The following is a 24,430-nucleotide window of genomic DNA, read 5'->3' on the forward strand; positions in this document are numbered from 1 at the left end:
GGAGGGACGGAAGGGGAGAAAGAGTAAGAGGAAGAGAAAGAGGTGGGGGAGAGGCGGGGGGCCGCTCAGTCGGTGTGAGATTCGGTGGTGGCGGGAGAGGCGTCGCCGTGGAGGGCGTTGAGGGCGGCGTGCCAGCCGAGGGTGGCGCACTTGATGCGGGCGGGGAAGGCGTGAACGCCGGCGAAGGCGGCGAGATCGCTGATCTCCTCGGGTTCCTTGCCGCTGGTGACGATGTCGTGGAACTGCTGGAAGAGCACTTCGGCCTCGGCGGTGGTCTTGCCCTTGATCTGGGTGGTCATCAACGACGCGCTGGCCTGGGAGATGGCGCAGCCGGAGCCGTCGAAGGAAATGTCGGCGATGCGGTCGCCCTCGAGCCGCAGGTACACGCTGCACTGGTCGCCGCAGGTGGGGTTGTCACCGTGGGCCACCCGGTTGGCCGTGGGCAATTTGCCACGGTTACGGGGGCGCTTGTTGTGATCGAGGATCACCTGTTGGTATAGCTCGGTGAGGTCGGCGGACATGGCGTGGAGGCGATGAAAAGTCGGGACTGGTTCCGCACTGAACCACGTTCGCGGCGGCTGGCAACTGAGGAGCTGGGCGCGGTGGCGGCGGCCGTTGGCGCCAGTGGTAGGCGCGCCGTCCGGAGCAGCCCGTCGGGTCGTCATGCCCGATGGAGATCAACGTGATGGCGCGGCCCAGGTGCGATTCACCTGCGCCGCGCGGGGCGCAGGGGTCGAGCACTGTGCCGGTCGGAACGTTGGGTTGGTGCCGGCGGCAACAACCGCCCTGCGCCCATGCCCGCTGGATCGGATGACCGCCCTGGGCCGACCTCTGGCATCCGACGTCTATCTGTCTTCCGGCTTCCGGCCTTCCTCCTTCGCCAAGGCTTCGGAGGACAGGCAGGCTTCCGGTTTCTGGCTTCTGTCCTCTGACGTCTGACGTCCGACATCTGACATCTGGCCCGGGCGATCAGCGCAACCGCCGGGCCTCGTCGATCATGGCGAGGATGTTGTCGATGGGCGTGCCGGCTTGGACGTTGTGGCAGGAGCAGCAGATGTAGCCCTCGCCGCCGGCGCCGAGGGTGGCGTGGCAGTCACGGACCTCGGCGCGCACCTGCTCGGGCGTGCCGCGCGGGAGCACGGTCTGGTTGTCGACGCCACCGTGGAAGATGACGCGGTGGCCGAACTCGCGCTTGAGCTCGGCGAGATCCATGCCGGGACAGGCGTGCTGGATCGGGTTCAGGACGTCGACGCCGCAGTCGAGAATCTGGCCGATGAGGGGGCGGGCGGCGCCGTCGGTGTGGTAGAACGTGCGCAGCCCGTGGGCGTGGATGAGGTCGCACCAGCGCTTGAGGCGAGGCTGCAGGTGGCGCTGCCACATGGCGGGGGAGAGGAGGAGCGACTGCTGCCCGGCGATGTCGTCGCTGATGAACACCAGGTCGAGGTTGCGGCCAACGCGCGGGAAATAGCGGCGCATCATTTCGGTCTGGATGGACTCGATGCGGTCGAGCGCGGCTTCGACGAGCTCCTCGTTCTCGACCAGGTCGATCATCGCCTGCTCGAGCCCACGCATCTGGCAGTAGATCTCGAAGAAAGACACCCAGGGACCGATGACGGCGAACTCGCGCGCGGCGGCTGCAGCGGCCTGCACGGCGCGATCGTAGTCGAAACGCTCGACCTGCGGCCACCACGGGTAGTCGTCGAGGGACTGCGGGGTGTCGTAGCCCGCGAGCGGCGCGGAAACGACCTCGGCGTAATGGGCCGCGCCGGCCTGCACGTCGCGCAGCGGGGCGCCCCAGGTGGTGCGGTTCGCGGTGGGATCGTCGGTCTGGCCGACGAGGGTGGTGACGTGGCCGCCGTCGGGCGGCAGGTAGTCGAGGAACACCCAGACGATCTTGTCGAGGCCGAGAGCGCGGTAGGCGGCGAGGTCGTCCTTGACGCCGAGACGCTGCTGGAGGGCGACGCCGATTTCGGGCGTGTGCCACAGGTCGACGGGGAGCCGGTCGACCGGCTGGCGGGCAAGCGTGGCGAGGATGCGTTCTTTCGGCGTCATGAGCTTTGGGGCGACGGGCGGGCCGCGGGCTGGAGGAGCTGGAGGAGCGGCGGACGCGCCGGCTGGAACAAGAGTCTTGCCCTGGCGGGCCGGGTTGGCGCAATAGGCCAGAATTCCGATTTTGCGACAAACGATGGCGGCTTTGCGACAGCAGGGGAAGCGCGCGGGGGCGCCGGCGGGCGACCCCCGGGGCGGGTGCGCGCATTACCTGCCGGTGGGCGATGCGATTCGGGGCTGGGAACTCTACGTTACGAGCGTCGGCGCGCAGGATTATGCGCGCAACGAGGGTTATCCGCGGCCGGGGCATCCCTCGCTTTACGATTTCGACTGGCGGAAGGGCCGTACGCTGCCGGACTACGCGCTGGTTCTGGTGACCCGCGGGCGGGGTGAATACGAATTCCGGAATTTGCCCAAGCGGGAGTGTGGGCCGGGGGACGTGCTGCTGATGGCGCCGGGACAGTGGCACCGCTACCGACCGCTGCCGGCGACGGGATGGACGGAGCGGTGGCTCTGCCTGGGCGGCGAGTACCTGCAGCGGCTGCGGCGGCGCGGCCTCGTGTTCACGCGGCCCTGCGTGGCGTTGGGCGAGCGACTGGGGGCGGCGCGCGCGGCGTGGGAGGCGTTGCTGGCGAAGGCGCGGGCGGAGCCGGAACAGAACGGGCCGGAGCTGACAGCGCTGGCGTTGCGGGTGCTGGCGCTGGTGGCGGCGGCGACGGAAGCGGAGCTGGCGCGCACGGTGTCCGAACGGGTGCCGGCGGCCGATCCCGACGTGGCGAAGGCGCTGGAGTTCGTGCGCAACAACAGTCACCGGCCGATTCGCATTGCGGACGTGGCGCGGGCGGTGGGGCTGCATGCCCGGACGCTCGAGCGGCGGTTTGCGGCGCAGCATCCGCGCGGCGTGCGGGCGGAGATTGAGTGCAGCCGTTACGCGCGGGCGAAGCGGCTGCTGAAGGACACGCGGATGCCGATCAAGGAGATCGCGTATGCGTGTGGGTTCGGCGACCCGCGGCGGATGATCGAGATCTTCCGCCGCCGCGAGGCGCGGGCGCCGCGCGAGGTGCGGGCGCAGGCGGCGAACGCTACGGCTTGAGCTGCCGCACGGACGGGCCGTCGACCCAGCGGGCCGGAATCGTCGTCGTGAGGGGCCACTCGGGGATGCCGGTTTCGTTGCGCTGCAACTGGGCGATCAGCAGTTCGGTGGCGCGGGCGCCGAGGGTGCGCGGCTGCAGGTCGAGGCCCGCGCATGGGCGCGTCTTCATCCACACGTTGAGGGCGACAAAGCCGTGCGTCTCGGGGATGCGCGCGCCGCAGGATTCCATCCAGTCCATCGCCTCGGAGTGGTGGGAAATGACGACGTCGGGCTTGTGCTTGCGGAACCACTTCACGAATTCCTCGCGGGTGAAGTTCTCGACGATGAGGGGCGGGACGGCGCGGACCTCGGGGTGATTCTCGAGGAAGGCGCGAAACGCGGCGCCCCAGCGGAACTGCAGGCGCTCGTCCTGGTGCTTCTGGAGGAGGAGGCCGGGCTGGCGGTAGCCGAGGCCGGCGAGCCGCTGCAGGGCGGCGAGCATCGAGCGGTAGTGGTCGGGGCAGACCGAGTGCAGGGCGGGGTGCTCGATGATGTAGTCGGTGTAGATGCCGGCGAACGTGTGCCAGTCGAGATTGGTGAGGTCGGGTTCGTCCCAAGCTGGGAGGAGCACGACGCCGTGGATGCCGCGCGATTGGAGGATGGAGTCGAGGCGCTGGACGGAGACGCCGCCGTTGCCGACGACGAAGCGCTCGACCTTGAAGCCGAGTTCGCTGGCGCGCTCCTCGGCGCCGCTGACGAGTTCCTTGTGGTAGGCCGCGGCCGCGGCGGGGCGGTTGGGCTCGTTGAAATCGATGGCGGCGATCACGCCCCGGAAGGCGGCGCCGCGGGAACGGCGGAGCTCCGACATCAAGGCGCCCGCGAGCGGATTGCGGCGGTAGCCGGCCTCGCGGGCGGCCTTCTTCACGCGGCTGGCGGTGTTCGGGTCGACGCGGGGCGAGCCGCGGAGGGCGTCGGACACGGTCGTGCGGGAAAGACCCAGCGCACGCGCCAGGGAGCGGAGGGTTGGTACGTCGGAGGCCATGTTCTCGGACTGTCCGGCATTTCGAAGCCAGGCCGGGCGAAGGCAATCGTTTTCCCGGCAACTTCCTCGCGGGTGGTGTCGGCCAGCGGCTTAGCGGCCTTCAAAGTCGGATGTGCCTGACGGTCCGCGGAACTGTTTGCTCGCCGCTGCTTCCAGCGGGGCACAACGTCGCCTACCTCCAGATTTCCCCATGACGTTCGGCAGCCTGCACATCCTCGATATCCTCATCATCATCGCCTACCTGGTGGCAGTCGTCTACATCGGCTTCCGGGCATCGAAGGGCGCCAGCTCCGAGGAGGGCTACTTTCTGGCGGGCCGCAAACTCGGCAAGCTGTACCAGTTCTTCCTGAACTTCGGCAACGCCACCGAGCCGCAGGGTGCGGTCAGCACCGCGAGCTTCGTGTACCAGCAGGGCGCGCCGGGCGCGTGGCTCTCGTTCCAGACCGTCTTCATGAACCCGTACTTCTGGTTCATGAACGTCTGGTTCCGCCGCGTGCGCCTCACGACCGTCTCCGACCTTTTCGAGGACCGCTACGCCAGCCGCGGTCTGAGCCTTTTCTACGCCATCTTCCAGATCCTGGTCGCCTGCGTGTTTCTCGGGTTCGGCAACGTCACCGCCTACAAGATCGCTTCCTCCCTCGTGGTGAAGCAGGAGGCGCAGTGGACCGTCACCGAGCGCGCCTCGGTCGAGGGCTACAACGAGCTGAAGAGTCTGCAGAAGCAGGCCTCCGTGACACCGCTGAGCCCGGAGGCCCGGCACCGGCTCGAGTTGCTGCAGGACCGCAACGCCCGCGGCGAGCTGCGCAGCTACGTCACCGTCCTCAACGACGTCGCCTTCTACGCCATCTTCACGCTCGTCGTCGGCACCTACATCGTCCTCGGCGGCATGGCCGCGGCGGCGGTCAACGAGGGCCTGCAGAGCGTCCTGATCATCGTCTTCTCGATCCTGCTGATCCCGACGGGACTGCATGCGATCGGCGGCTGGTCGGCGCTTGCCCACAAGGTTCCGAAGGAGATGTTTGACCTCTTTGGCGCGGGCGGCGGCGCCCAGTTTACCTTCTGGAGCCTCGTCGGCATTCTCCTCATCAGCATCGTCCAGAACGGCGGCCTCAGCCACAACATGGGCATCTGCGGCTCGGCCAAGAACGAGTTCGCCGCACGCTCCGGTGTTTCCGGCACCTACCTGAAGCGCCTCATGATCATCATGTGGGTCTTCGCCGGCCTCATCGCGGTCGCCATGTTCGGCGTCGGCGGGCTGTCCGATCCGGATGCCGTCTGGGGCGCGATGTCCAACCGCCTGCTCGGACCCGGCCTCATCGGCCTGATGCTCGCTGGCGTGCTCGCCGGCACGATGTCGACGCTTGCCGCCAAGGCGCTCGCAATCTCCTCGCTCTTTGTTCGCAACGTTTACCGCCAGATCTGGCCCGGGATCTCGCAGAAGCAGGGCGTGTTCTACGCGCGCTGCACCATCGTGGCGGTCCTGCTCCTTGGCACCGTCGCCGCGACGGTAATGGGCAGCTTCTACGACATCGTCCAGATGGTGCTGACCGTGAACATCCCGTTCGGCGCGGCCGTGCTCCTGACCTACTGGTGGCGCCGCGTCACTGCCCCGGCGGTGTGGGCCTGCGTGATCCTCTCGACGCTGTGCATCCTCGTCGTGCCGTGGACCGCCTCGAAGGTGCCGTCGATCGCGACGAACCCGACGCTCGCGCAGATGAGCACCACGCCCGGCACGGGTGTGTTCTTCAACAAGGTCGTCCACCAGAATCCCGACGATCTCAGCAGCCCGTTGATCGCCAGCGCGTCGCGGACCAACCGGTTCAACTTCGAGTCCTGGACCGTGAGCAAGCTCGGCGTGGACGTGGTTTCGATGACGCCGACGCAGCGTTTCACGCTGCAGTGCTTCTTCGACGGCCTGTTCCCGTTCTGCGTGCTGATCGTGGTCAGCCTCCTGACCAAGCCGACGGACCCAAAGCGCGTCGCGTTCTTCTACGGCAAGATGAAGACGCCGGTGGGCGAGACGCCCGAGCTCGAGGCCGCGGCGATGGAAGAGACGAAGCGCAACCCGACCCGCTTCGACCATACGAAGCTCTTCCCGGGAACGAACATCGAGTTCTGCAAGTGGGACAAGGTCGATACCATTGGCTTCATCTCCTGCAGCGCGCTGTCCGCCGCGATCGTCGGCCTGTTCCTCTTCTTCCTGCGCTGGGCTTCGTAACCGCAGCCCGCGCCCGCCCTTTTCCAAGCCGTCCGCCCCTGAGGCGGGCGGCTTTTTGCTGCCTACGGTCGGGAACTCGCAGGACCCGCCACGGCCGCGCGTGTCGCACTGAGGAGGCCCCCCGGGTTCTTCCAAACGGACCTGTCCCTTTTTCGTCCGGCCGCAGTCGGCTATGCGGACCTGTCCCTGATCGGGCTGGCTGCCAAACGGACCTGTCCCTCTTTGCTTCCATCCGCAGGCAGCGATACGGACCTGTCCCTGATTTGGGCCTGTGGCCATCGGCCAAAGGGACCTGTCCCTGATCTCGGGACCCAACGGGGACGATGCGGACCTGTCCCTGATCTCGGGGCCGGAGGGGTGCCGCCTCGGCATGGGCGGGGGCTTGCTTTCGCAAGCAGCGCTGAGGCGGTAACGTGCGAATTTGTTTAGTCTGGCAACTTTATGGCAGATGGGTCGTCTCAACCGTGACATGAAACTCTCGGCCTACCTCTCCGGGTTGATTCGTACGGGTGCGTTTTGGGTGCCCTTTGGCCTTGGCGGCATTGGGACCCTCGCTTTCGCCGAGGAGGCCAATCCCGGCCCCATCGTTGAGCTGCCGAAGTTTGTCGTCACCGACTCCCGCGAACTGCCGCCGCCGGAATCATGGCGCTATGTGTCGCTGCCGGGCATCGAGGTGCTGAGCAGTGCGTCGGACCGGACCACGCGGCGGCTGGTGCAGGACTTCCAGATGTTTCGCGAGGCGCTCGACGTGGTGTGGCCGATGCCCGCCACGTTGAACACGCCGATGCTGCTGGTGCTGTGCAACCGCGCGCGCGAGTTCGACTCGTTCCGGCCGGCCAAGTCCGAGGACGGGCCCGACCTGATCGCCGCGAGCCTTTACCTGCGGAACCCGCTGCGGGGCGCCATCGTGGTCAATCTGGGCTCCAGCGTGGTCAATGTCGCTGCGCTCGACATCTCGCTCGATGAGATGCTGGGCACGAATTCCACGCAGCTCTCGATCGACCACAACAAGCAGCTCTATCGCGAGTACGTGCGGTACATGCTGAGCCGGGCCGACCCGCGACTGCCGGCGTGGTTCGAGGAGGGCATGGCGCAGATCGTGATGGGGATGGAATTCAATCCGAAGTGGATCGAGTTCGGCAAAATTGAAGAGGCGGGAACGGTGTCCGCGCAGGCCGGCATGGTCGCCAGCATGAACGCGATGGCGGCGCAGCAGATGGCGGCCAGCGGCTCGGCGGCGGGCGAAAGCGCAGACAGCGGGCTGCTCCCGGGCGCGCCGGCCGAGGATCGCGACTTCAACAACGCCCTCGCCCGGCGCGCGCTGATGCCGATGGACCGTCTCTTCGCCCTCTCCCACGAGGCGGTCGAGGCGCAGAATCCGCTCGGCAACAATGTGTGGGCGAAGCAGTGCTACGCGTTCGTGCACATGTGCCTGTTCGGCGAGCACGGCAAATGGCGAAAGCCCTTCAGCGCCTTCCTGCTCCGCAGCACGCGCGAACCCGTGACCGAGGCGCTATTCAAGGAGTGCTTCAAGATGTCCTACAAGGACATGGCGATGCAGCTCCGCGGCTACATCCAGTTTACCGCCTACGAGGCGCAGATCTACCGCGCAAAGGACCGCAGCAGTTTCCTGACGACGGCCAAGGTCGAGCTGCGTGACGCCACGCCGGCCGAGATCGGCCGCATCAAGGGCAACACGAAGCAGCTCGCCGGCCGGACGGAGGACGCCCGCACCGAGCTGATCGCGCCGTACATTCGCGGCGACCGAGATCCCCAGCTCCTCGCCGCGCTCGGCCTGATCGAGCACGCCGCGGGCAAGCCTGATCGCGCGCGCCGGTTTCTCACCGCGGCGGTGGCGGGCAAGTGCAGCGATCCCGAGGCCTACCTGCAGCTGGCGCGTTACCTGTACGCCGATGCGCTCGCCGCACCGGGGGCGAAGGACAACCGCTTCTCGCCCGAGCAGGTGCAGGCCATCACGCAGCCGCTCTTGGCCGGTCGCGTGCTGCCGCCGCCCATGGCCGCGAGCTACGAACTGCTGGCCGAAACGCTTCTCCGCAGCGGCACGCCTCCGACGGAGGAGCAGTTGGTGCCGCTCGTGCAGGGCGTGCAGATCTTCTCGCATCGCCTGAAGCTCGTCTATCAGACCGCCACGCTCTGCCGCGACGCGGGCCTGGACGAAGTGGCGCACCGGTTGACGGATTTCGGGGTGAAGAACGGCCGCGACGAAGCGAGCCGGAGCAACTTCCAGCGGTTGAAGGCGTCGTTGCGTCCGCTGCCGACGCCGCCTGCTGCTGGTTCGGGCCCGGCGAACGCTCCGACCGCCACGCCGACGAGCGCCCCGACGGCTGCGACCACGAAGTGAACCGCGTGCGCGGCGGCTCCGGTCCCCTCTCGGGCGGGCCGCTGCGGTGCAGCGCCTTACTGTCCGCCTTGTCGGCACGTGACACCGCTCCGGCGCGCGCGCAGAAGGAGTGACCCTTGCGGCGGCCGGCCGTTGGCCAGGACTGCCGCCTCTCCAACCTTCATCCCCAACTCCCTCCTATGATTCGCAAAGCCTTCGTGATGTCCGTGAACCCCGGCTGCGAGGCCGAGTATGCGCATCGGCACCAGCCGATCTGGTCCGACCTGGCGGCCGTGTTGAAAGCCCACGGCGCACACAACTACTCCATCTTCCTCCATCCGGAGACGCGGCAGCTCTTCGGGTACGTCGAAATCGAGAGCGAGGAACGTTGGGCGGCGGTCGCCAAGACGGAGGTCTGCCAGCGCTGGTGGAAGCACATGGGCGACGTCATGCCGTCCAACCCGGACAACAGCCCGGTCTCGAAGGATCTGAAGGAAGTCTTCCACCTCGCCTGAACGCGCGGCGTCCTCGCCCTCACGGATCCTCCCGCCGGATCCTCTGGCACGACGCAGAGGCGACGAGGGCTGCAAATATTAACGATTATCCCGCAATTGATTGCGGGATAATGTCCAGATACTCGGAATAATGTCCGGATACTCGCCGGAATAATGTCCGGATACTCGGCGCTGCCGGCCGTCGCGCTGGAAACGCGTGGCGCGCAGGGGGCGCTGGGTGGCGCGGGGCGCGGTGATGGTCAGCCGGTCCCTGGCGGTTCACTTCAGCCAGCGCGCGAGCGGGAGGTTGAGGCGGATCTCGGCGGCGGCGAGCCCGGCCACGTGGCGGGCCCCGGCCTCGACGAAGTGCGTGTCGTCCTTCCGGCCGTCCGGGATTTTCGGATACTTGCCCGGCTCGATCCACATGAAGAACTGCCGCGAGGGCTCGTTGCCGACGGACTGCAGCCAGGCCGCGGTGGCGTGCTGCAGTTCCAGCAGCGGAACCTTCTCTTCGGCGGCCACCGCACGGGTGGCGTCGGGCCAGGCACCGTGGGTGTCGACGAGTTTGCCGTTGGCGTCGAACTTCCGGCGGCAGACGGGGGTGGCGAGGATGGGGGTGGCGCCCTTGGCGCGGGTGTCGCGGACGAAGCGGCGGAGATTGTCGCGGAAGGTGGTCGCCGGGTCGGTGTAGCGCTTGGGGTCCTTGTCCTTCTCGTCGTTGTGGCCGAACTGAATGATCACGAAGTCGCCGGCCTTGAGCTCGGCAACGACTTTGTCCCAGCGCCCCTCGTCGATGAAGCTCTTGGTGCTGCGGCCGTTCATGGCGTGGTTCTGCACCATGCCGGGCTCGCGCAGAAATTCGGGGAGCAGCATGCCCCAGCCGCGCTCGGGCAGGTCGAGCGGCTTGTTGGCCATGGTGGAGTCACCGACCATGAACACGTGCGGGGGCGGGGTGGTCTCGGCGGCGCGGAGGACGGGGGCGATGGCAGCCAGCGCCACCGCGAGACAAACGCGAAGCGGGAGGTTCATGCCGGTGACTTTGGCGCCGACCATGGCAGGGCGTCGAGGTCGACGTTCCCGCCCGTCAGAATCAGCCCGACGCGACGACCGGCGAACGCAGACGTGCTCTCGAGCAGCGCGGCGTAGGGCACGGCGGCGGACGGCTCGATCACGATCTTCAGCGTCTGCCAGATCGTGCGCATCGCCTCGATAATGGCGGCCTCGGTGACGGTCACGATGTCGTCCACCGCGCGCTGCATGATCGCGAAGTTCGTGGTGCCGATGTTGGTGCGGAGTCCGTCGGCGATCGTGTTGTTTTGCGCCCAGGGCGTGCGTTCGCCGCGGCGGAACGACTCCGCGGCGTCGCCGGCCTGGGCGGGCTCGACGGCGACGACGCGGAGGCCGGGCCGGAGGTGGCGGGAGGCGAGGGCGGTGCCGGCGAGGAGTCCGCCGCCGCCGACCGGACAGAGCACGACGTCGAGGTCGGGGACCTGGGCGAGCAACTCGACGGTCGCGGTGCCCTGGCCGGCGATGACGCGCTCGTCCTCGTACGGGTGCACGAGGGAGGCGCCGGTTTCGGCGATGACCTGGGCGCAGGCGGCTTCGCGCGCGGCCTGGTTGGGGGCGCAAAAGACGATGCGCCCGCCGTAGCCCTCGACCGCGCGCACCTTCACGGCCGAGGAGTTCGAGGGCATCACGATGTGGGCGGGAATGCCGCGCAGGCGGGCGGCGCGGGCGAGCGCGGCGGCGTGGTTGCCGGAGGAGTGGGTGGCGACGCCGCGGGCGGCCACCTCGGCCGACAGGGCGAGCACCGCGTTGGTGGCGCCGCGTGCCTTGAAGGCACCGACCTTCTGGAAATTCTCGGCTTTGAAGAACAGCCGTGCACCCGAGGTGGCGTTGAGTCGCTCGCTGGTGAGCACGGGCGTGAGGTGGATGTGCGGCTGGATCCGCGCGTGCGCGGCCTGAATCGCGGCGAAATCGACCATGGCGAAACCATGCCGCGGCGGGCTTGGCCGTGCAACTCCCCTGCGACTAGGCGCTTGACGGAATCTCTCCGGCAGTTTGTTTGCGTCTATGCGCCTTACCTACCTTGCCCTTGCGCTTTGTCTGGTTTCGGTGGCGTCTGCCGCCGGTGAGTCGGCCGACTTGCGTCGGGAAAAACTGCGGAACCTGCCGGTCACGGTGTACCCCGACTTCTACGTCGGAGAGTCGCCGTTTGTGAAGCAGCTGAACGACCTCACGCGGCCCGGAGATGCCGTGGTCGTGTCACACCTCGATGCGCTGAAAGGCAGCTTTCGCGTGGCGGATGTTGGGCTGAAGCAAGCCGATGTCTGGGTTCACGTGGCGAACGACACCTTGATCAGCGAGCGCCAGCGCAACCTGGCTGGCGCCAAGGCGGTGGTGTTTGTGCCTGGCCGCTACCACGATGGCGTGCGGCGTGAAGCCCAGATGATGCGCGAGGACACGCAGCACCTCGGGATCCCGCTGGTGGTGGGCCTCGAGTATCCCGACACGCGGGTGCTGGCGCATGTGGGCGAGATCGCGCGCTACGGAGACGTGATCACGGTCTATGCGCGTTCCGAACTGAGCAGCGGGCGAGTGGCGTTTCGCGAATATGTCGAGCGGGTGGTTCGCGCCGCGAAGGAGGCAAACCCGAACATCAAGGTGGAGGTGGCGGTGGCGGCTGCGCGCACCCGTGAGGCGACGCTCGCGGTGTACGGGGCGTTGCTCGACAGCGCCGACCTGGCCGACCGCGTCGCGATCTACTGCAACGACACGCCAGAGGCGGCCACGAGCCTGGCGGAGCTGATGCACGCCCTGCGCGACCCGGCGGCGCCGACGGCTTGAGGTTCCAGTTGAGCGACGGCCGGTTCGGTGCACCTTAGCCGGCACCATGGTTAAGAAACTTCTGCACACCCGGATGCGGGTGAATGATCCCGAGCGCACGATCCGCTTTTATGAGGATGTGCTCGGCCTGAAGGTGGCCCGCCGCAGCGTTTCCCCGCGCGGCGCGCAGATCGTCTTCCTGGCGACGCCCAACAGCGACGAGGAGATCGAGATCACCTACCTGCCGAACAGTCCGAGCGTGCAGGTGCAGTCCGACCTCATGCACCTCGCGTTCGAGGTCGACAGCATCGAGGCCTTCGCCGCGGCGATCGCGAAGAAGGGCTACGCGTTGAGCGACGGCCCGACTCAGACGAGCAGCGGCGACACGATCGCGTTCGTCGATGCGCCCGAGGGTTACGAGGTGGAACTGATTCAAAAGGCGCGCCGCTAAGGCCGATTCTGGCCGGCCCGTCACAAACGCGACCGGCATTTCGTCTTCGTTGGTGTCATGATCATTCCCACCAACGAAGAAACCCACGTCCAACCGCGTCTCGACTACGCCGAAGCCACGCCCGAGGTCCTGCAGGCCATGCTGGCCCTGCAGCGGGCGGTGGATGCGTCGGGGCTCGAGCCCTCGCTGCTCGACCTCGTGAAAGTGCGGGCCTCGCAGATCAACGGCTGCGCCTTCTGCCTCGACATGCACCACCGCGACGCGGTGCAGCGGGGCGAAACCTCGGCGCGCCTCTACCTCCTGAATGCGTGGCACGAGGCGCCGGGCTACACCGCGCGCGAGCGAGCCGCGCTGCGCTGGACCGAAGCCCTGACCCGGCTCGCGCCGGTGGCGGACGACACCTATGCGGAGGTGAGCGCGCAGTTCACCGAGCCGGAGCTGTCGCGGCTCACGCTGGCAATTGTCACGATCAACGGTTGGAACCGGTTCAACGTCGGTTTCCGCGTGCCGCCGGAGCTCGGCGCGTGAGTCGAGGACCCGCCATGGAGGATCCGTTCGTGGCGCTGCGGCCCCGGCTGTTCGGCATCGCCTACCGGATGCTTGGCAGCGTGGCCGATGCCGAAGATGCCGTGCAGGAAGCCTACCTGCGCTGGCAGGCGCAGGATCGCGCGGTTGTCACCTCGGCGACAGCGTGGCTGGTCTCGGCCACCACGCGACTCTGCATCGACCGCCTGCGCTCGGCGCAGCGCCGCCGCGAGGAATACGTCGGGGTCTGGCTGCCGGAGCCGCTGCTGCACGACGCGGCGGCGGATCCCGCCGAGCCGGCGGCGTTGGCGGATTCGCTGAGCATGGCGTTCATGCTGATGCTGGAGTCGCTCGCCCCGGTGGAGCGGGCGGTGCTCCTGCTCCGTGAGGCCTTCGACTACGACTACGCCGAGATTGCGGGCATCGTCGGCCGCAGCGAGGCGGCGTGCCGGCAGATCGTCAGCCGCTCCCGGCGCAGCCTGGCCGGCGGCGCGGGGCGGACGGCCACGCTGCCGGAAAAGGCGGAACAACTGACGCATCGCTTCCTCGGCGCAACGCAGACGGGGGACCTGCGCGAGCTGTTGGCGTTGTTGACCGACGACGTCGTGCTGATCGCCGATGGCGGCGGCAAGGCGAACGCGGTGATCCGGCCGGTGCGGACGGCGGATCGGGTCGCCCGGTTCTTCGTCGGTATCCGACGTTTCGCGACGGCGGCGCCGCAGGTCACGTACGTGCTGGTGAACGGCCGACCCGGGGCCGTGGTTCGCGTCGGCGGCAAAGTCGACCGTGTGGTGTCACTCGACTTCGACGGCGACCGCGTGCGCGCGATCTACATTGTGCGCAACCCGGACAAGCTGGTGCGCTGCCGTCCGCCGGGGGCGGACGGCAGCTAATGCAGAATGGAGAATGCAGAATTTAGAATGATGAGTCCCCGTGGGAGGCTGCTCCTGCGTGTTGGGAGCGGACGCGATCCAAGGCTTCGGGCGCGAGAGAAAGAGGAAGAGGCGGAAGAGAGGAAGCTTGCGTCGGCTTGCGCACTTTCACTCTCACTTTCACTCCTCACTCCTTCGGGCCCGTTCCCAGGCGAAGAGGAATTGCTGAGCGAGGCCGGCGGAGGGGCCGAAGTGCAGGCGGCCGAACTGCGCGAGCGGAGCGGGTTTCCAGCCATCGAGTCCATAGCGACGCGCGAGCGTCTTCAGGATCCACACATCGACCGGAAAGGCTTCGAGGCGGCCGGCACCGAAGAGCAGCACGCAGTCGGCCACCTTTTCACCGACACCCGGCAGGCCGCACAGCCGCGTCTTGGCCTCCGCGTAGGGCAAGGTCTCGGTTTCCTCGAGCCAGCCTGGATGCGCGGCAAGGAAGCGTGCGGTCTCGCCGATGTAGCGGGCGCGAAAGCCCAGGAGGCAGCCGCGGAGGTCGGCCTCCGGGGCCTCGGCGAGCGCCTCCCAGGTGGGGCGCTGGAAGCCCAGGCTCGCGGGGGCGCCGCGCGCGAGGAGGGCGCGTTGCGCGGGAGTGATCGGCTGGCCGAGCCGGGCGGCGAGCAACGCGACCATCTGCTTGATCTGGACGATCTGCTTCGTGGCGCTGCACAGGAAACCGAGGAGCGTCTCGCCGAACGGCTGGCGCAGGATGCGCAGCCCGGGAAAGGCGTCGAGACAGCGGGCGAGGTGTGGGTCGCTGCGCCAGGGCAAGGCGTCGGTGAGACCGTTGAAATCGACGGTGGCGCCGAAATAGGCGGCGACGGCGGACACGGTGGCTTGGGCCTGGGCGGCGGGGGCGCACCATTCCAGCGCTCCTTTCGGGCTGAGTCGCACGCGCACGACGTGGTTGGCCCAGGTGCCGTACCAACTGTCCGCCGACTGGTACCAGCGAAACGCCTGGCCGCCGTCGACGAGCTCAGCGAGCACGGCGGCGGTGAGCGGCGGCAGGCCTGGTACGTCCTGCCAGTCGGACCAGCCGGCGCCCGCGGGGACGGGTGCTATTTGGTTGGGCTGGCCCACAGGAAGCTCTGCTCGCTCGCGAGGACATTTCCCGCGGCGTCGAGCAGGCTGAGTTTCCAGGCAACGGGATGGGCATCGCGACCGCCGGGCCAGTCGGCGCCGGTGAGGCCGACTTCGACGACGCGGCGCTTGGCGGAAAGCGTCACGGGAAACGTGAAGCGCTTCGGCTCGGGCGCGTCGGGTCGGATGACCTCGACGACGATCTGCGCGGCCGGGGCGGACGCTTCGCCCTTGAGGCGAACGAGAAAGTAGAGCCCCGCGCGCTCCTCGGCGTGCGTGCGGAGGACGAGTTCGCGTCGGTCGCTCTCGGACTGACCAAAGTACTGGCCGATGCGGTCGAAATCCTCGGCGTTGACCCATCGCGGCCAGACGCGCACGAGCGCGGAGTCAGCGGCGAAGGTGGACGCCGTGAGGAGAACGGAAACGAAGAGGGCGGAGAGCCAGCGCATGGAAGAAGGGAATGAGGGAAAGGGAAGTGAAGGGAATGAGGGAAAGGGAATGAGGGAGTGAGGGGACGGAAGAAGTGAAAGTGGCCTGCGGAGTGAGAGTGAGAGTGGCCGACGGAGGGTCTTACTCTTTCTCTTACTCCTACTCTTTCTCTCCGGCGACGGGCGGGAGCAGTGAGAGCGAAAGAGCGGGGGAGGGCGAATCTTGTTCTTCGGAGCGGGCGGGTGGCGGAAAGAACTACTCGTTCGCGGGGGCCAGGCTCACCTTTTGGTAGCGGCGGCTGCCGAGGAGGGCGGGAACCCAGCCGCGGACGGCAGGGTGGATGAGGAATGTCTGTGCGCCGTGATAGACGGGCGTGACGGGCGCGGTTTCGAGCAGGAAGGCTTCGGCCTCCTGGAAGAGTTCGAGCCGGCGCGCGGCATCGGTGGTCGTGGCGGCGGTGTCGATGAGCTGGTCGTACTCGGGCGCGCTCCAGCCGGTCCAGTTGTTGCCGCTCTGGCCGGTGAACAGGCCGAGGAACGTGAGTGGGTCGGGGTAGTCGCCGACCCAGGAGAACGTCGACAGCGAGTAGTTCAACGTGCGCTGGTTTTGCAGCCAAGTCTTCTGCTCGAGCGGGGTGAGTTCGACGTGCACACCGAGGGTTTGCTGCCACATGCCCTGGAGCGCCTCGGCGACGACGGGCTGGAGGTCGTCGTTGCGCACCTGGAGGGAGAGGGCCGGCAGGCCGGCGCCGTTGGCGTGGCCGGCGGCGGCGAGGAGGGCGCGAGCCTCCTGCGGATTGTAGTCGACGCGGGCGCGGGCGGTGTAGCCCCCGGAGTCGGGCGGGGTGGCCGCGAACGCGGGCGCGTAGCTGCCGCCGAGCGCGGTGCGCGAGATGGCGGCGCGGTCGATGGCGAGGGCGAAGGCGCGGCGCACGCGGGCGTCATCGAAGGGCGGGCGCTTCGTGTTGAAGGAGACGAAGGTGGTCTGGAGGAACGGATCGACGCGCAACTGGGCGGGGTCGCGTTTCCGCCAGGTGGCGATGCGCGAGACCGGCAGTGAGAACGTCACGTGCAGTTGGCCGGCGCGAAAGCTGTGCTCCTCGGCGTCGGCTTTCTCGTACGGGAAGAACTCGATGCGCTCGAGCTGCGTGGCGGCGGCGTTCCAGTAACGCGGGTTCTTCACGACAGCGACGCGCGCGTGGGGCGTCCATTCCGCCAGCGTGAACGGGCCGTTGCCCACCAGGTTTCCGGGGCGCGTCCAAGGTGTGCCGCGGTTGCGCATGGCATCGAACTTCTCCAGCACGCGCGGGTTGATCGGATACCAGTAGGTGAGGGAGGTGAGGAGCGGTAGGTGCGGGGTGGGGCGCTCGAGCGTGAGCACGAGGGTGTGCGCGTCGGCCGCGCGACAGCCGAGCGCGGCCGGGTCCTCGATCTTGCCGGCGTTGATGGCCGCGGCGTTCTTCAGGGGGAAAAGGTAGGAGGCGTTCTCGAGTGCCAGGCGCGGGGACACGGTGCGGCGGAACGACTGGACGAAGTCGTCGGCGACGAGGGGATCGCCGTTGGACCAGGCGGCGTTGGGTCGCAGGTGAAACGTCCAGGTGAGCCCGTCGGCCGAGGTTTCCCAGCGCTCGGCGGCGGCGGGCACGGGCCGGGTGGTCTGTTCGTCGATGAACGTGAGCCCCTCGAACAGCGCCATGACGATGTTCATGTCGGTGTAGGCCGTGACGGTGGGCGGATCGAGGTCGGCGGGCTCGGCGGCATTGCCGACCAGAAGCGTGCGGGACTTCACGCCGGCGGCGGCGGGGGTGTCGGGCCGCGTGCAGCCGGCGGGGAGCAGGAGCAGCAGGAGGCTGGCGAGCAGGCACAAGCGACGCATAGGCGGCAAGGAAGCCCCGGCTCGCCATGCTGGCAAAAGTCTTTTCTAAGAAACCGCGCCGCAGCTCGTTTACCCAGGAGAACCACATGTCGCCAACTCCCCCGAATCCGCGGGTAATCGACCATGCAAACACCTCGTTTCTGGAGCGCATCGTTGCGGAGCAACGCGCTCCCCTTGTGCGTTACGCCACGCGACTCCTCAACGACCGGGAGCGCGCGCAGGACGTCGTGCAGGACACGTTCGTCCGCTTCATGTCCCAGCCGGCCGAAACGGTCGCGGGCCACGCCACCGAGTGGCTGTTCACCGTCTGTCGCAACCGGGCGTTGGACGTGCTGCGGAAGGAGGGGCGTATGAAGCGCTTCGAGGAGGGTCAGGTGGAACGGGTCACCGCTCATGAGCCGCGGCCCGGGCGGGCGCTGGAGGACGCGGAGACGCAGGAGACGATCCTGCGCCTGATCGACCGGTTGCCGCCCAACCAGCAGGAGGTCATCCGGCTGAAGTTTCAGAACGGATTCAGTTATCAGGAGATCGCCCGGATCACGGAGCTGTCGATCGGCAACGTGGGCTTCCTGATTCACACCGCCGTGGCGCGCCTGCGCACGGAATTCGCCGCGCAGCGGCCCTAAGGAGAACGAGACGATGAACCCTTCCCGACTTTCCCCCGATGATCCGAAGCTTACGGCGTATGCCTTGGGCGAATTGCCCGAGTCCGACCGCGCGGCGGTCGAAGCCGCGCTGCGGGAGGACCCGGCCGCACGCGCGGCCGTGGAGCAGATCCGACAATTTGCGCAGAGACTGGAGACCGCGCTCGCGCACGAGCCGGAACCGCAGGTGCGCGTGCCGGTGGTAGTCTCGCCTGGCGGTGAACCCCAGGTGATCACGCTGAACGGCCATGCCGCGCCAGCGACCGCACCGCACCGGCCGACGCCTCCTTATGCGAGCGGCGGTTTCGGCGCGAAGATCCTGCGTTTCCCGCAGCTCTACTATGTGGTGGGCGGCGTGGCGGCGGCGTGCTTTGCGGTGATGTTGGCGCTGCGTGATGAGCGGCCGGCGCAGGAGGTGCGGTACTATACGGAGATCAAGCTGAACCCGCCGGGAAACGGCACGGTCGCGGTGGCCGAGCCGCAGGCCCTGCCCACTGCTGACGCTGCTCCGGCGGTCGACAACCCCAAGACCGAGGCGGACGAGCTGCGGCTGCAGGCGTTTGAGGTGAGAAAGCAGCAGTTTGCCGAGGCGGCCCGGGCGAACACCCGTGAACTGGCCGCGCGGGGCCTGCTCGAGCAGGTGCGGACGGCGCAAGCCGCGAAAACCGGCGAGCGGTCGATGACGTATGCGGCCGTCGAAAGCACGACGGGGCTGCGGCCGGCGTCGGGGCAGTATGTTGGCGCAGCGGTGCCGGGCGCGAAAGGCACGGACGCGACCTGGGCGAGCGGCCACACGCCAGGCAGTCTTGCGCTCAGCAAGCAGCCAGCGACGCCAACTGGCGGGCAGGTCATGCTTACGGCTACTGACGTCCATTTGGGGGTACCGTATGGCTCGGACGTGGCGGCTACGCGTTCGAAGACCGCGCGCGTGGCGGCCGCCCAAGCGCCACGTCCCTATTACTATCCCGACGATCCGGGGTTCGTGATCCCGGCGGAGCCGCGGAGCCGCGTGCCCGCGCCGCAGATGCATGCCTACGTGACGCCATGGCCGCAGGAGCCGGCGGCGCCGCTGCTCGCTCCGAGTCTGAAATCGCCGCCGGAGCGGTTCTCGTTCCGCGTGCCGGGCGAATGGAACAACACGATCGACGCGCTGCGGCGGATGCCGCCTCCGGCGGGCGTGCCGTGGCCGCGACCCTTTGTCCCGCGGGTACCACCCGTGCCGGAGGTGGACTACGCGTATCAGCCGACGCCGCACAACACGGAGAGCTACGCTTTTCAGCACGACAACCGGTTTGTGGCGGCGGCGAGCGAGCCGTTCTCCACCTTTGCCGTGGACGTGGACACGGCGAGCTACGCGAATGTCCGGCGCTTCGTCGAAGGCGGGCGGCTGCCTCCGCCCGATGCGGTCCGAATCGAGGAGCTGCTCAACTACTTCAGCTACCAATACACGGCTCCGGCGGCGGATAACGGCACGCCGTTTCTCACCTCGCTCGAGGTTGCGGACGCGCCCTGGGCTCCGGGGCACCGGCTCGTGCGCATCGGGATCAAGGCGCGCGAGGTGAGTGTCGCCCAGCGGCCCGCGGCCAATCTCGTGTTCCTGCTCGATGTGTCGGGCTCGATGCAGAGCGCCAACAAGCTGCCACTCGTGAAGCAGGCGATGCGCGTGCTCATCCAGGCGCTACGCCCGGATGATCGCGTCGCGATCGTCACCTACGCCGGCACCTCAGGGCTCGCGTTGCCGTCCACGCTGGCGTCCCGCTCCCAGACGATCCTTGAGGCGATCGACGCGCTCCATGCCGGCGGCTCCACCAACGGTGCGATGGGCATCCAGCTGGCGTACGACATTGCCAAGGCCAACGTGATCGCCGGCGGCATCAACCGCGTGATCCTGTGCACGGATGGTGATTTCAACGTTGGCGTGACGAACCAGGGCGAGCTCGCGCGGCTGATCGAGGAGAAGGCCAAGACCGGCGTGGCGCTGACGGCCCTCGGTTTCGGGATGCACAACTACAAGGACAGCACGCTCGAGCTCCTAGCCGACAAGGGGAATGGCAACTACGGCTACATCGACTCGCGCCGGGAGGCCGAGAAGCTGCTCGCGCAGCAGGTGAATGGCACGCTGCTCACCGTGGCGAAGGACGTGAAGATCCAGGTCGACTTCAACCCGGCGCGCGTGGCGAGTTACCGGCTGCTGGGCTACGAGGACCGCCTGCTCAACAAGGACGACTTCAACAACGATGCGGTCGACGCCGGCGAGATCGGCGCGGGGCACACCGTCACCGCGCTCTACGAGATCGTGCCGGTGGGGGCGGACGCAGCCAACGTGGTGATGCCGCCGCCGGTGGATGTCTCACGCTACGCCGTCGCGGCGCCGCTCGCCTCGGCGGTGGTGCCCCATGCCGCGGAATTGCTGGCGGTGAAGATCCGCTACAAGGCGCCGGACGGGGACGTCAGCCAGAAGCTCGAGATCCCGTTGACCGATGGCGGCGCGGCATTCGCGAATGCCAGCTCCGATTTCAGGTTCGCGGCGGCGGTCGCCGCGTACGGGATGGTGCTGCGCGAGTCGCCGTACCGGGGCAGCGCGAGCATCGGCGACGTCATCGCCTGGGCGGCGGGCGCGGCGGCGAAGCCGGCCGACGACCCCGCGGGGCAGCGCGCGGAGTTCATCGACCTGGCGCGCCGCACCCAGCGACTCATGGGAAAAGGCTGAAGAAACGAAGGCTGAAGGCTGAACCCGGAGAACGGATACGTTGGCGCGACTTGCTCGCGGTTGGGTGAACGAAGGCCGGAACCTGTCACTTTCCAACTTTCCCACCTGCAACGCCGTGCCGGCGGCCGCCCTGGAGAACCTGGACCCTGCAACTTTCCAGCCTGCCGACGCTCGAACGAACGGGCCGGCGGCGCGGGCGGCGGTCAGGTGCGAAGGTAGCTCGCGCCGTTGAGGTCGACGATGGAGCCGGTCATGACGGCGGGGGCGTCGAGTCCACAGAACACGGCGGCGCGGGCGATCTCATCCGGGCGGGAGACGCGGCCCAGCGGGTGCTGGGCGTAAATCTCGTCGCGCCGCGGGCCGGTGAGGTGTTCCGCGGCCATGTCGGTTTCCACCCAGCCGGGCGCGAGGCAGAAGATGAAGACGCCCCGTGGGGCGAGGTCCTTGGCGAGCGACTGACTGAGCGAGTTGAGACCGGCCTTGCTGGCGCCGTAGGCAGGCGCGTGCGGTTCGCCGCGAAACGCGCCGCGCGACGAGATGTTCACGATGCGTCCCCGCCCGAAGGCGTCGGGCGTGGTGCGCTCCGCGCGGCTGACCATGGCGAGGGCGGCGAGGTGGCAGAGGTGCGCCGGGGCGAGAAGATTGGAGGCGAGGGTACGCTGCCACGCCTCGCGCCAGGCGGCGTGGTCAGTGGTGAGCGACGCGTGGAGCTCGTAGATGCCCGCGTTGTTCACCAGCAGATCGACCGGGCCAAAGCCCCGCTCGACCTCCGTCCACAGCGTCTCCGCTCCGTCATTACGCAGGAGATCGGCTGCGAAGCAGGCGTGGCCGTCGCCGGGGAGCGTCGCGAGGAGGGATTCGGCGGCGGCGCGATTCTGGTGGTAGTGAACGGCGACCCGGCAGCCGCGCGCGGCGAGTTGCTCGGCAATGGCGCGGCCGATACCGCGGGATGCTCCGGTGACCAGGGCGTGGAGGCGCGAAGTCATGCGGGCGACGGTACGCGGGTGCCTCGCGGAGGCGAGGGCGCAAGGCTGAAAGCTGAAGGACTGAAAGCGGAATGAGGACAACTGCCGGTCCGACCCACCCCCGCGCGCCGGGTGCGTAAGTCACGTGCTGGCATCGATCGGTCCCGGCGGAGCGGCCCACGACGGGTTCGGTGCGGCGGACGGAAAGATTAGCGTCACGAGTGGCAGATTCGTACGTTGTAAGTTGTTGGAAACCAATATGCAGTGACGCCGTAATCGCCGGCGGTGAATATGGGCCGCGGCGGGTTCGTCTCAGGTGCGCAATGAAAACTCTTCTCGTCACTCTCTCCCTCGCGCTCGCGGCCGGTGCAACCACGGTGCAGGCGCAGTCCGCGGTGGGGCCGGGCGCGGTTGTCGGCGCCATCGCCGGCGGTCTGATCGGTGGGCACAACAACGATCGCTGGGCCGAGGGCGCAGTGATTGGCGGTGTGGCTGGCGCGATTATTGGCGCCGCGGTTTCGACCCCGAGCCGTCCCGCCTATGCCTACCAGGACACGACGGTCTATGCGCAGCCTGCTCCGGTCGTGACGGCGCCTCCGCCCACGGTGATCTACACGCAGCCCGCGCCGCAGGTCGTCTATGCGCAGCCGGCCCCGACCGTGGTGTATGCGCCGCCGCCTCCGACGGTGGTGTATGTGGGCCCCGGCCCGCGGTACTGCCCGCCGCCTCCTCCGGTCAGCTACCATTTCCGCTATTACTCGGGCCCGCGGTATGGTGGTCATGGCCATCACGGCGGTCATCGCTGGTGAACTGGACGGCACTAAGCGAGAAGCGGTAAGCGATAAGCCAATTCATCTAGCACAGGCGGCGGGTTAGGTCCCGCCGCCTGTTGCATTTTGAACTTCGGCCCGACGTCCCGTCGGCAGGGGGGCACCGGTGATTGAGAATCTGCCGGAGGCGGGCCATGAATGCGCCATGACCGCCCCAGATGCGCCTGCCGCCGCGACCAACACGACGGAACGGCTGTTCATTGCGCTCTCGCTGCCGGAGGCGGTGCGGACGGCGTTGCTCCCGCTGGTCGAGCCGATCCATGGGCTTACGTGGACGCGGCCCGAGCAGATGCATGTGACGCTGCGCTTCCTCGGCGACGTCAGGGCCGAGGAGGCGGCGGCGATGGCGGACCGGCTCGCGCAGGTGCAGGTCGCACCTTTCGTGTTGCCCATGGAAGGACTCGGCACCTTCCCGCCGAACCGGCCGCCGCGCGTGCTCTGGCTGGGCGTGGGGGCGGGACATCCCCGGCTGTTCCAGCTCCGGCAGCGGATCGACGATGCCGTGCTCGGGGCGGGCATCGATCTCGATGTGCGCACGTTTCACCCGCACGTGACGCTGGCGCGCTGCACGGAAAGTGTCGGCCCCGCGCTCGCGCACTGGATGCACGCGCACCGGGAATTCGTCGGACCGTCCTTTCGCGTCGAAAGCTTCGATCTCTACGCGAGCGAGCTGCGGCCGAGCGGGGCGGTGCACACGCTCAAGCGGCGTTTCCCGCTCGCGACGGGATGACGTCCGCAAGAACGGAAGCGAAGCGCGACAACGGCGGGCGACGGCGCGGGTGAATCTCAGACTTAGCGCGGAGGAGGCGGAGCGGCGGGCGCGTTGGCGACGCCGGGCTTGACCTTCAGGCGGAGCACCTGCGTTTCGCGTGCGCCGTTGAACTTGAGGGTCACGGTGAGCGGGGTGTCGGCGGACTCGATGCCGAGCTGCGATGTCATGGGAAAGGCCGCGGCCGCGCCGTTGGCCGGGACGGGAATCACCTTTGGCTGCACGGCAAAATTGCCGAGCACCGACGTGAACTCCGCCACCTCGACCTGGACGTCGGCACCGGTGGTGTTGCTGAGCCGGAGATGCAGTCGTACCGGGGGCTGGCTGCCGGCGGTCAGCCGTGCCGTCGGGATGCCCGAGGCCATTTCCTCGCCGCCCATGCCGCCGGGAGGTCCACCCATGCCGCCGCCAGGGGGCCCGCCCATGCCGCCGCCTCCACCCGGAGGGCCGCCCATCCCGCCTCCGCCGCCCATGCCCATTCCCATGCCGCCACCGCCAAAGCCGCCGCTGAAGCCGGCGCCGCCACCGCCCCCACCGCGGCCGCTGCGACCGCCGCCGCCCGGGCCGCCTTTGCCCGCTTCGGGGCCGAAGCCGGCGCTGTTGAGGAGCACGTCGACGACGAGTTGCCCGCCGTAGAACGTCCCGTGGGCCTCCATTTCGGGGATCGTGACCGGGGGCTTGCCCTTGCGGCCACCGGGCGGGCCGCCTTCCGGGCCGGGACCGCGGTGCGCGCAACCTGCCAGCGCGAAGACCGAGAGAAACGCGAGCGCGGCGGAGAGACCGGCGCGCAGACGGGGCGAGGGCTTGGACGACATCGGTCCGGGGCCGACGCAGTCCGTGGTCCGGAGTTACAGTTATCGCTCGAAGAGCCGGAGCCCGACGACGCCGCTGACGATGAGCACGAGGCAGACGATGCGGGCGGTCGACGCGCTTTCGCCGAAGATCAGCATGCCGGCGGTGGCGGTGCCAGCGGCGCCGATGCCGGTCCAGATCGCGTACGCGGTGCCGATCGGCAGGCCGCGCGCGGCGAGGGAAAGGAGGCCCACGCTGCCAATCGTGGCGATGACGACGATGACGCTGGGCCAGAGCCGGGTGAAGCCGTGGGTGAACTTGAGGCCGACCGCCCACACGATCTCGAGGGCGGAGGCGCAGAGTAGGAGCGTCCAATGCATCCGGCACGTTCACCG

23 protein-coding genes are annotated in these 24,430 nt (G+C 68.3%); 12 read left to right on the plus strand and 11 right to left on the minus strand.

From position 1 onward, the window contains the following. Window positions 1-65 precede the first annotated feature (65 nt). Together sufU and DB354_RS09590 are read right to left on the minus strand one after the other, a co-directional pair. Window positions 66-521, minus strand: coding sequence for a Fe-S cluster assembly sulfur transfer protein SufU (sufU, locus tag DB354_RS09585; RefSeq protein ID WP_107835347.1), 456 nt, complete (start codon window positions 519-521; stop codon window positions 66-68). A gap of 448 nt (window positions 522-969) precedes the next feature. Then, window positions 970-2,052 (minus strand): uroporphyrinogen decarboxylase family protein, encoded by a 1,083-nt coding sequence (locus DB354_RS09590; RefSeq protein WP_107835348.1) that lies wholly within the window; start codon window positions 2,050-2,052, stop codon window positions 970-972. 133 nt (window positions 2,053-2,185) lie between these two features. Here DB354_RS09590 and DB354_RS09595 point away from each other — a divergent pair, with 133 nt between their 5' ends. Continuing rightward, entirely contained in the window at window positions 2,186-3,142 is a 957-nt protein-coding gene (locus DB354_RS09595; protein ID WP_107835349.1) for a helix-turn-helix domain-containing protein, read from the plus strand. Here DB354_RS09595 and DB354_RS09600 read toward each other — a convergent pair. Beyond that, on the minus strand, window positions 3,132-4,163 hold the full coding sequence (locus tag DB354_RS09600) for a LacI family DNA-binding transcriptional regulator (protein ID WP_107835350.1): 1,032 nt from the start codon (window positions 4,161-4,163) through the stop codon (window positions 3,132-3,134). The two genes, DB354_RS09595 and DB354_RS09600, sit on opposite strands and share 11 nt — an antisense overlap. Before the next feature lie 190 nt (window positions 4,164-4,353). Here DB354_RS09600 and DB354_RS09605 point away from each other — a divergent pair, with 190 nt between their 5' ends. The 3 genes from DB354_RS09605 to rhaM all read left to right on the plus strand — a co-directional run bounded on the left by DB354_RS09605 (window position 4,354) and on the right by rhaM (window position 9,237). Next, window positions 4,354-6,381: a hypothetical protein gene (locus tag DB354_RS09605; RefSeq protein WP_107835351.1), complete on the plus strand. Its 2,028-nt coding sequence runs from the start codon at window positions 4,354-4,356 to the stop codon at window positions 6,379-6,381. Window positions 6,382-6,850: 469 nt separating this feature from the next. Next, window positions 6,851-8,743: a hypothetical protein gene (locus DB354_RS09610; protein WP_146180172.1), complete on the plus strand. Its 1,893-nt coding sequence runs from the start codon at window positions 6,851-6,853 to the stop codon at window positions 8,741-8,743. A 179-nt stretch (window positions 8,744-8,922) separates the two neighbouring features. Beyond that, window positions 8,923-9,237, plus strand: coding sequence for an L-rhamnose mutarotase (rhaM, locus tag DB354_RS09615; RefSeq protein ID WP_107835353.1), 315 nt, complete (start codon window positions 8,923-8,925; stop codon window positions 9,235-9,237). A gap of 258 nt (window positions 9,238-9,495) precedes the next feature. On the opposite strand, the gene DB354_RS09620 is transcribed toward rhaM, so the two are convergent. Both DB354_RS09620 and DB354_RS09625 read right to left on the minus strand, forming a co-directional pair. Further along, complete coding sequence (locus DB354_RS09620) at window positions 9,496-10,245, minus strand: rhamnogalacturonan acetylesterase (RefSeq protein ID WP_158277462.1); 750 nt, start codon at window positions 10,243-10,245, stop codon at window positions 9,496-9,498. Further along, window positions 10,242-11,201, minus strand: a complete 960-nt coding sequence (locus DB354_RS09625) for a pyridoxal-phosphate dependent enzyme (protein WP_107835356.1) — start codon at window positions 11,199-11,201, stop codon at window positions 10,242-10,244. Before DB354_RS09625 ends, DB354_RS09620 begins: the two co-directional genes overlap by 4 nt. Before the next feature lie 88 nt (window positions 11,202-11,289). On the opposite strand from DB354_RS09625, the gene DB354_RS09630 reads away from it, so the two are divergent. The 4 genes from DB354_RS09630 to DB354_RS09645 are packed head-to-tail and all read left to right on the plus strand — an operon-like array spanning window position 11,290 to window position 13,911. Next, window positions 11,290-12,063: a hypothetical protein gene (locus DB354_RS09630; RefSeq protein ID WP_146180173.1), complete on the plus strand. Its 774-nt coding sequence runs from the start codon at window positions 11,290-11,292 to the stop codon at window positions 12,061-12,063. 46 nt (window positions 12,064-12,109) lie between these two features. Beyond that, window positions 12,110-12,493 (plus strand): VOC family protein, encoded by a 384-nt coding sequence (locus DB354_RS09635; protein WP_107835360.1) that lies wholly within the window; start codon window positions 12,110-12,112, stop codon window positions 12,491-12,493. A 57-nt stretch (window positions 12,494-12,550) separates the two neighbouring features. Continuing rightward, window positions 12,551-13,021 carry a carboxymuconolactone decarboxylase family protein gene (locus DB354_RS09640; RefSeq protein ID WP_107835361.1) on the plus strand — a complete coding sequence of 157 codons (471 nt, stop codon included), beginning with the start codon at window positions 12,551-12,553 and terminating at the stop codon, window positions 13,019-13,021. Window positions 13,022-13,035: 14 nt separating this feature from the next. Further along, window positions 13,036-13,911: an RNA polymerase sigma-70 factor gene (locus tag DB354_RS09645; protein WP_107835363.1), complete on the plus strand. Its 876-nt coding sequence runs from the start codon at window positions 13,036-13,038 to the stop codon at window positions 13,909-13,911. Window positions 13,912-14,070: 159 nt separating this feature from the next. On the opposite strand, the gene DB354_RS09650 is transcribed toward DB354_RS09645, so the two are convergent. From DB354_RS09650 to DB354_RS09655, 3 genes are all read right to left on the minus strand, one after another. Next, complete coding sequence (locus DB354_RS09650) at window positions 14,071-15,021, minus strand: DNA glycosylase (RefSeq protein WP_233256598.1); 951 nt, start codon at window positions 15,019-15,021, stop codon at window positions 14,071-14,073. Beyond that, window positions 15,000-15,470 (minus strand): hypothetical protein, encoded by a 471-nt coding sequence (locus tag DB354_RS22670; protein ID WP_233256599.1) that lies wholly within the window; start codon window positions 15,468-15,470, stop codon window positions 15,000-15,002. The genes DB354_RS09650 and DB354_RS22670 overlap by 22 nt, the downstream gene beginning before the upstream one ends. Before the next feature lie 235 nt (window positions 15,471-15,705). Further along, window positions 15,706-17,325 (minus strand): peptide ABC transporter substrate-binding protein, encoded by a 1,620-nt coding sequence (locus tag DB354_RS09655; protein ID WP_107835366.1) that lies wholly within the window; start codon window positions 17,323-17,325, stop codon window positions 15,706-15,708. Between the two features lie 86 nt (window positions 17,326-17,411). Between DB354_RS09655 and DB354_RS09660 the strand changes: the two genes are divergently transcribed. Both DB354_RS09660 and DB354_RS09665 read left to right on the plus strand, forming a co-directional pair. Continuing rightward, window positions 17,412-17,951, plus strand: coding sequence for a sigma-70 family RNA polymerase sigma factor (locus DB354_RS09660; RefSeq protein WP_107835367.1), 540 nt, complete (start codon window positions 17,412-17,414; stop codon window positions 17,949-17,951). Window positions 17,952-17,964: 13 nt separating this feature from the next. After that, window positions 17,965-20,679 (plus strand): von Willebrand factor type A domain-containing protein, encoded by a 2,715-nt coding sequence (locus DB354_RS09665; protein ID WP_107835369.1) that lies wholly within the window; start codon window positions 17,965-17,967, stop codon window positions 20,677-20,679. 203 nt (window positions 20,680-20,882) lie between these two features. On the opposite strand, the gene DB354_RS09670 is transcribed toward DB354_RS09665, so the two are convergent. Next, window positions 20,883-21,665 carry an SDR family NAD(P)-dependent oxidoreductase gene (locus tag DB354_RS09670; RefSeq protein WP_107835371.1) on the minus strand — a complete coding sequence of 261 codons (783 nt, stop codon included), beginning with the start codon at window positions 21,663-21,665 and terminating at the stop codon, window positions 20,883-20,885. 302 nt (window positions 21,666-21,967) lie between these two features. On the opposite strand from DB354_RS09670, the gene DB354_RS09675 reads away from it, so the two are divergent. Both DB354_RS09675 and thpR read left to right on the plus strand, forming a co-directional pair. Next, the gene (locus DB354_RS09675) at window positions 21,968-22,453 is read left to right on the plus strand and encodes a hypothetical protein (RefSeq protein WP_107835372.1); all 486 of its coding nucleotides are present in this window, start codon (window positions 21,968-21,970) and stop codon (window positions 22,451-22,453) included. Between the two features lie 166 nt (window positions 22,454-22,619). Then, window positions 22,620-23,204, plus strand: a complete 585-nt coding sequence (thpR, locus tag DB354_RS09680; protein ID WP_146180174.1) for an RNA 2',3'-cyclic phosphodiesterase — start codon at window positions 22,620-22,622, stop codon at window positions 23,202-23,204. Between the two features lie 62 nt (window positions 23,205-23,266). Here thpR and DB354_RS22515 read toward each other — a convergent pair whose 3' ends face one another. Together DB354_RS22515 and sugE are read right to left on the minus strand one after the other, a co-directional pair. Then, window positions 23,267-24,058, minus strand: a complete 792-nt coding sequence (locus tag DB354_RS22515) for a hypothetical protein (RefSeq protein WP_199226825.1) — start codon at window positions 24,056-24,058, stop codon at window positions 23,267-23,269. A gap of 39 nt (window positions 24,059-24,097) precedes the next feature. Then, window positions 24,098-24,415, minus strand: a complete 318-nt coding sequence (sugE, locus tag DB354_RS09690; RefSeq protein ID WP_107835375.1) for a quaternary ammonium compound efflux SMR transporter SugE — start codon at window positions 24,413-24,415, stop codon at window positions 24,098-24,100. Between the last annotated feature and the right edge of the window lie 15 nt (window positions 24,416-24,430).

This window comes from Opitutus sp. ER46 (assembly GCF_003054705.1).
Classification (GTDB): Bacteria; Verrucomicrobiota; Verrucomicrobiia; order Opitutales; family Opitutaceae; genus ER46.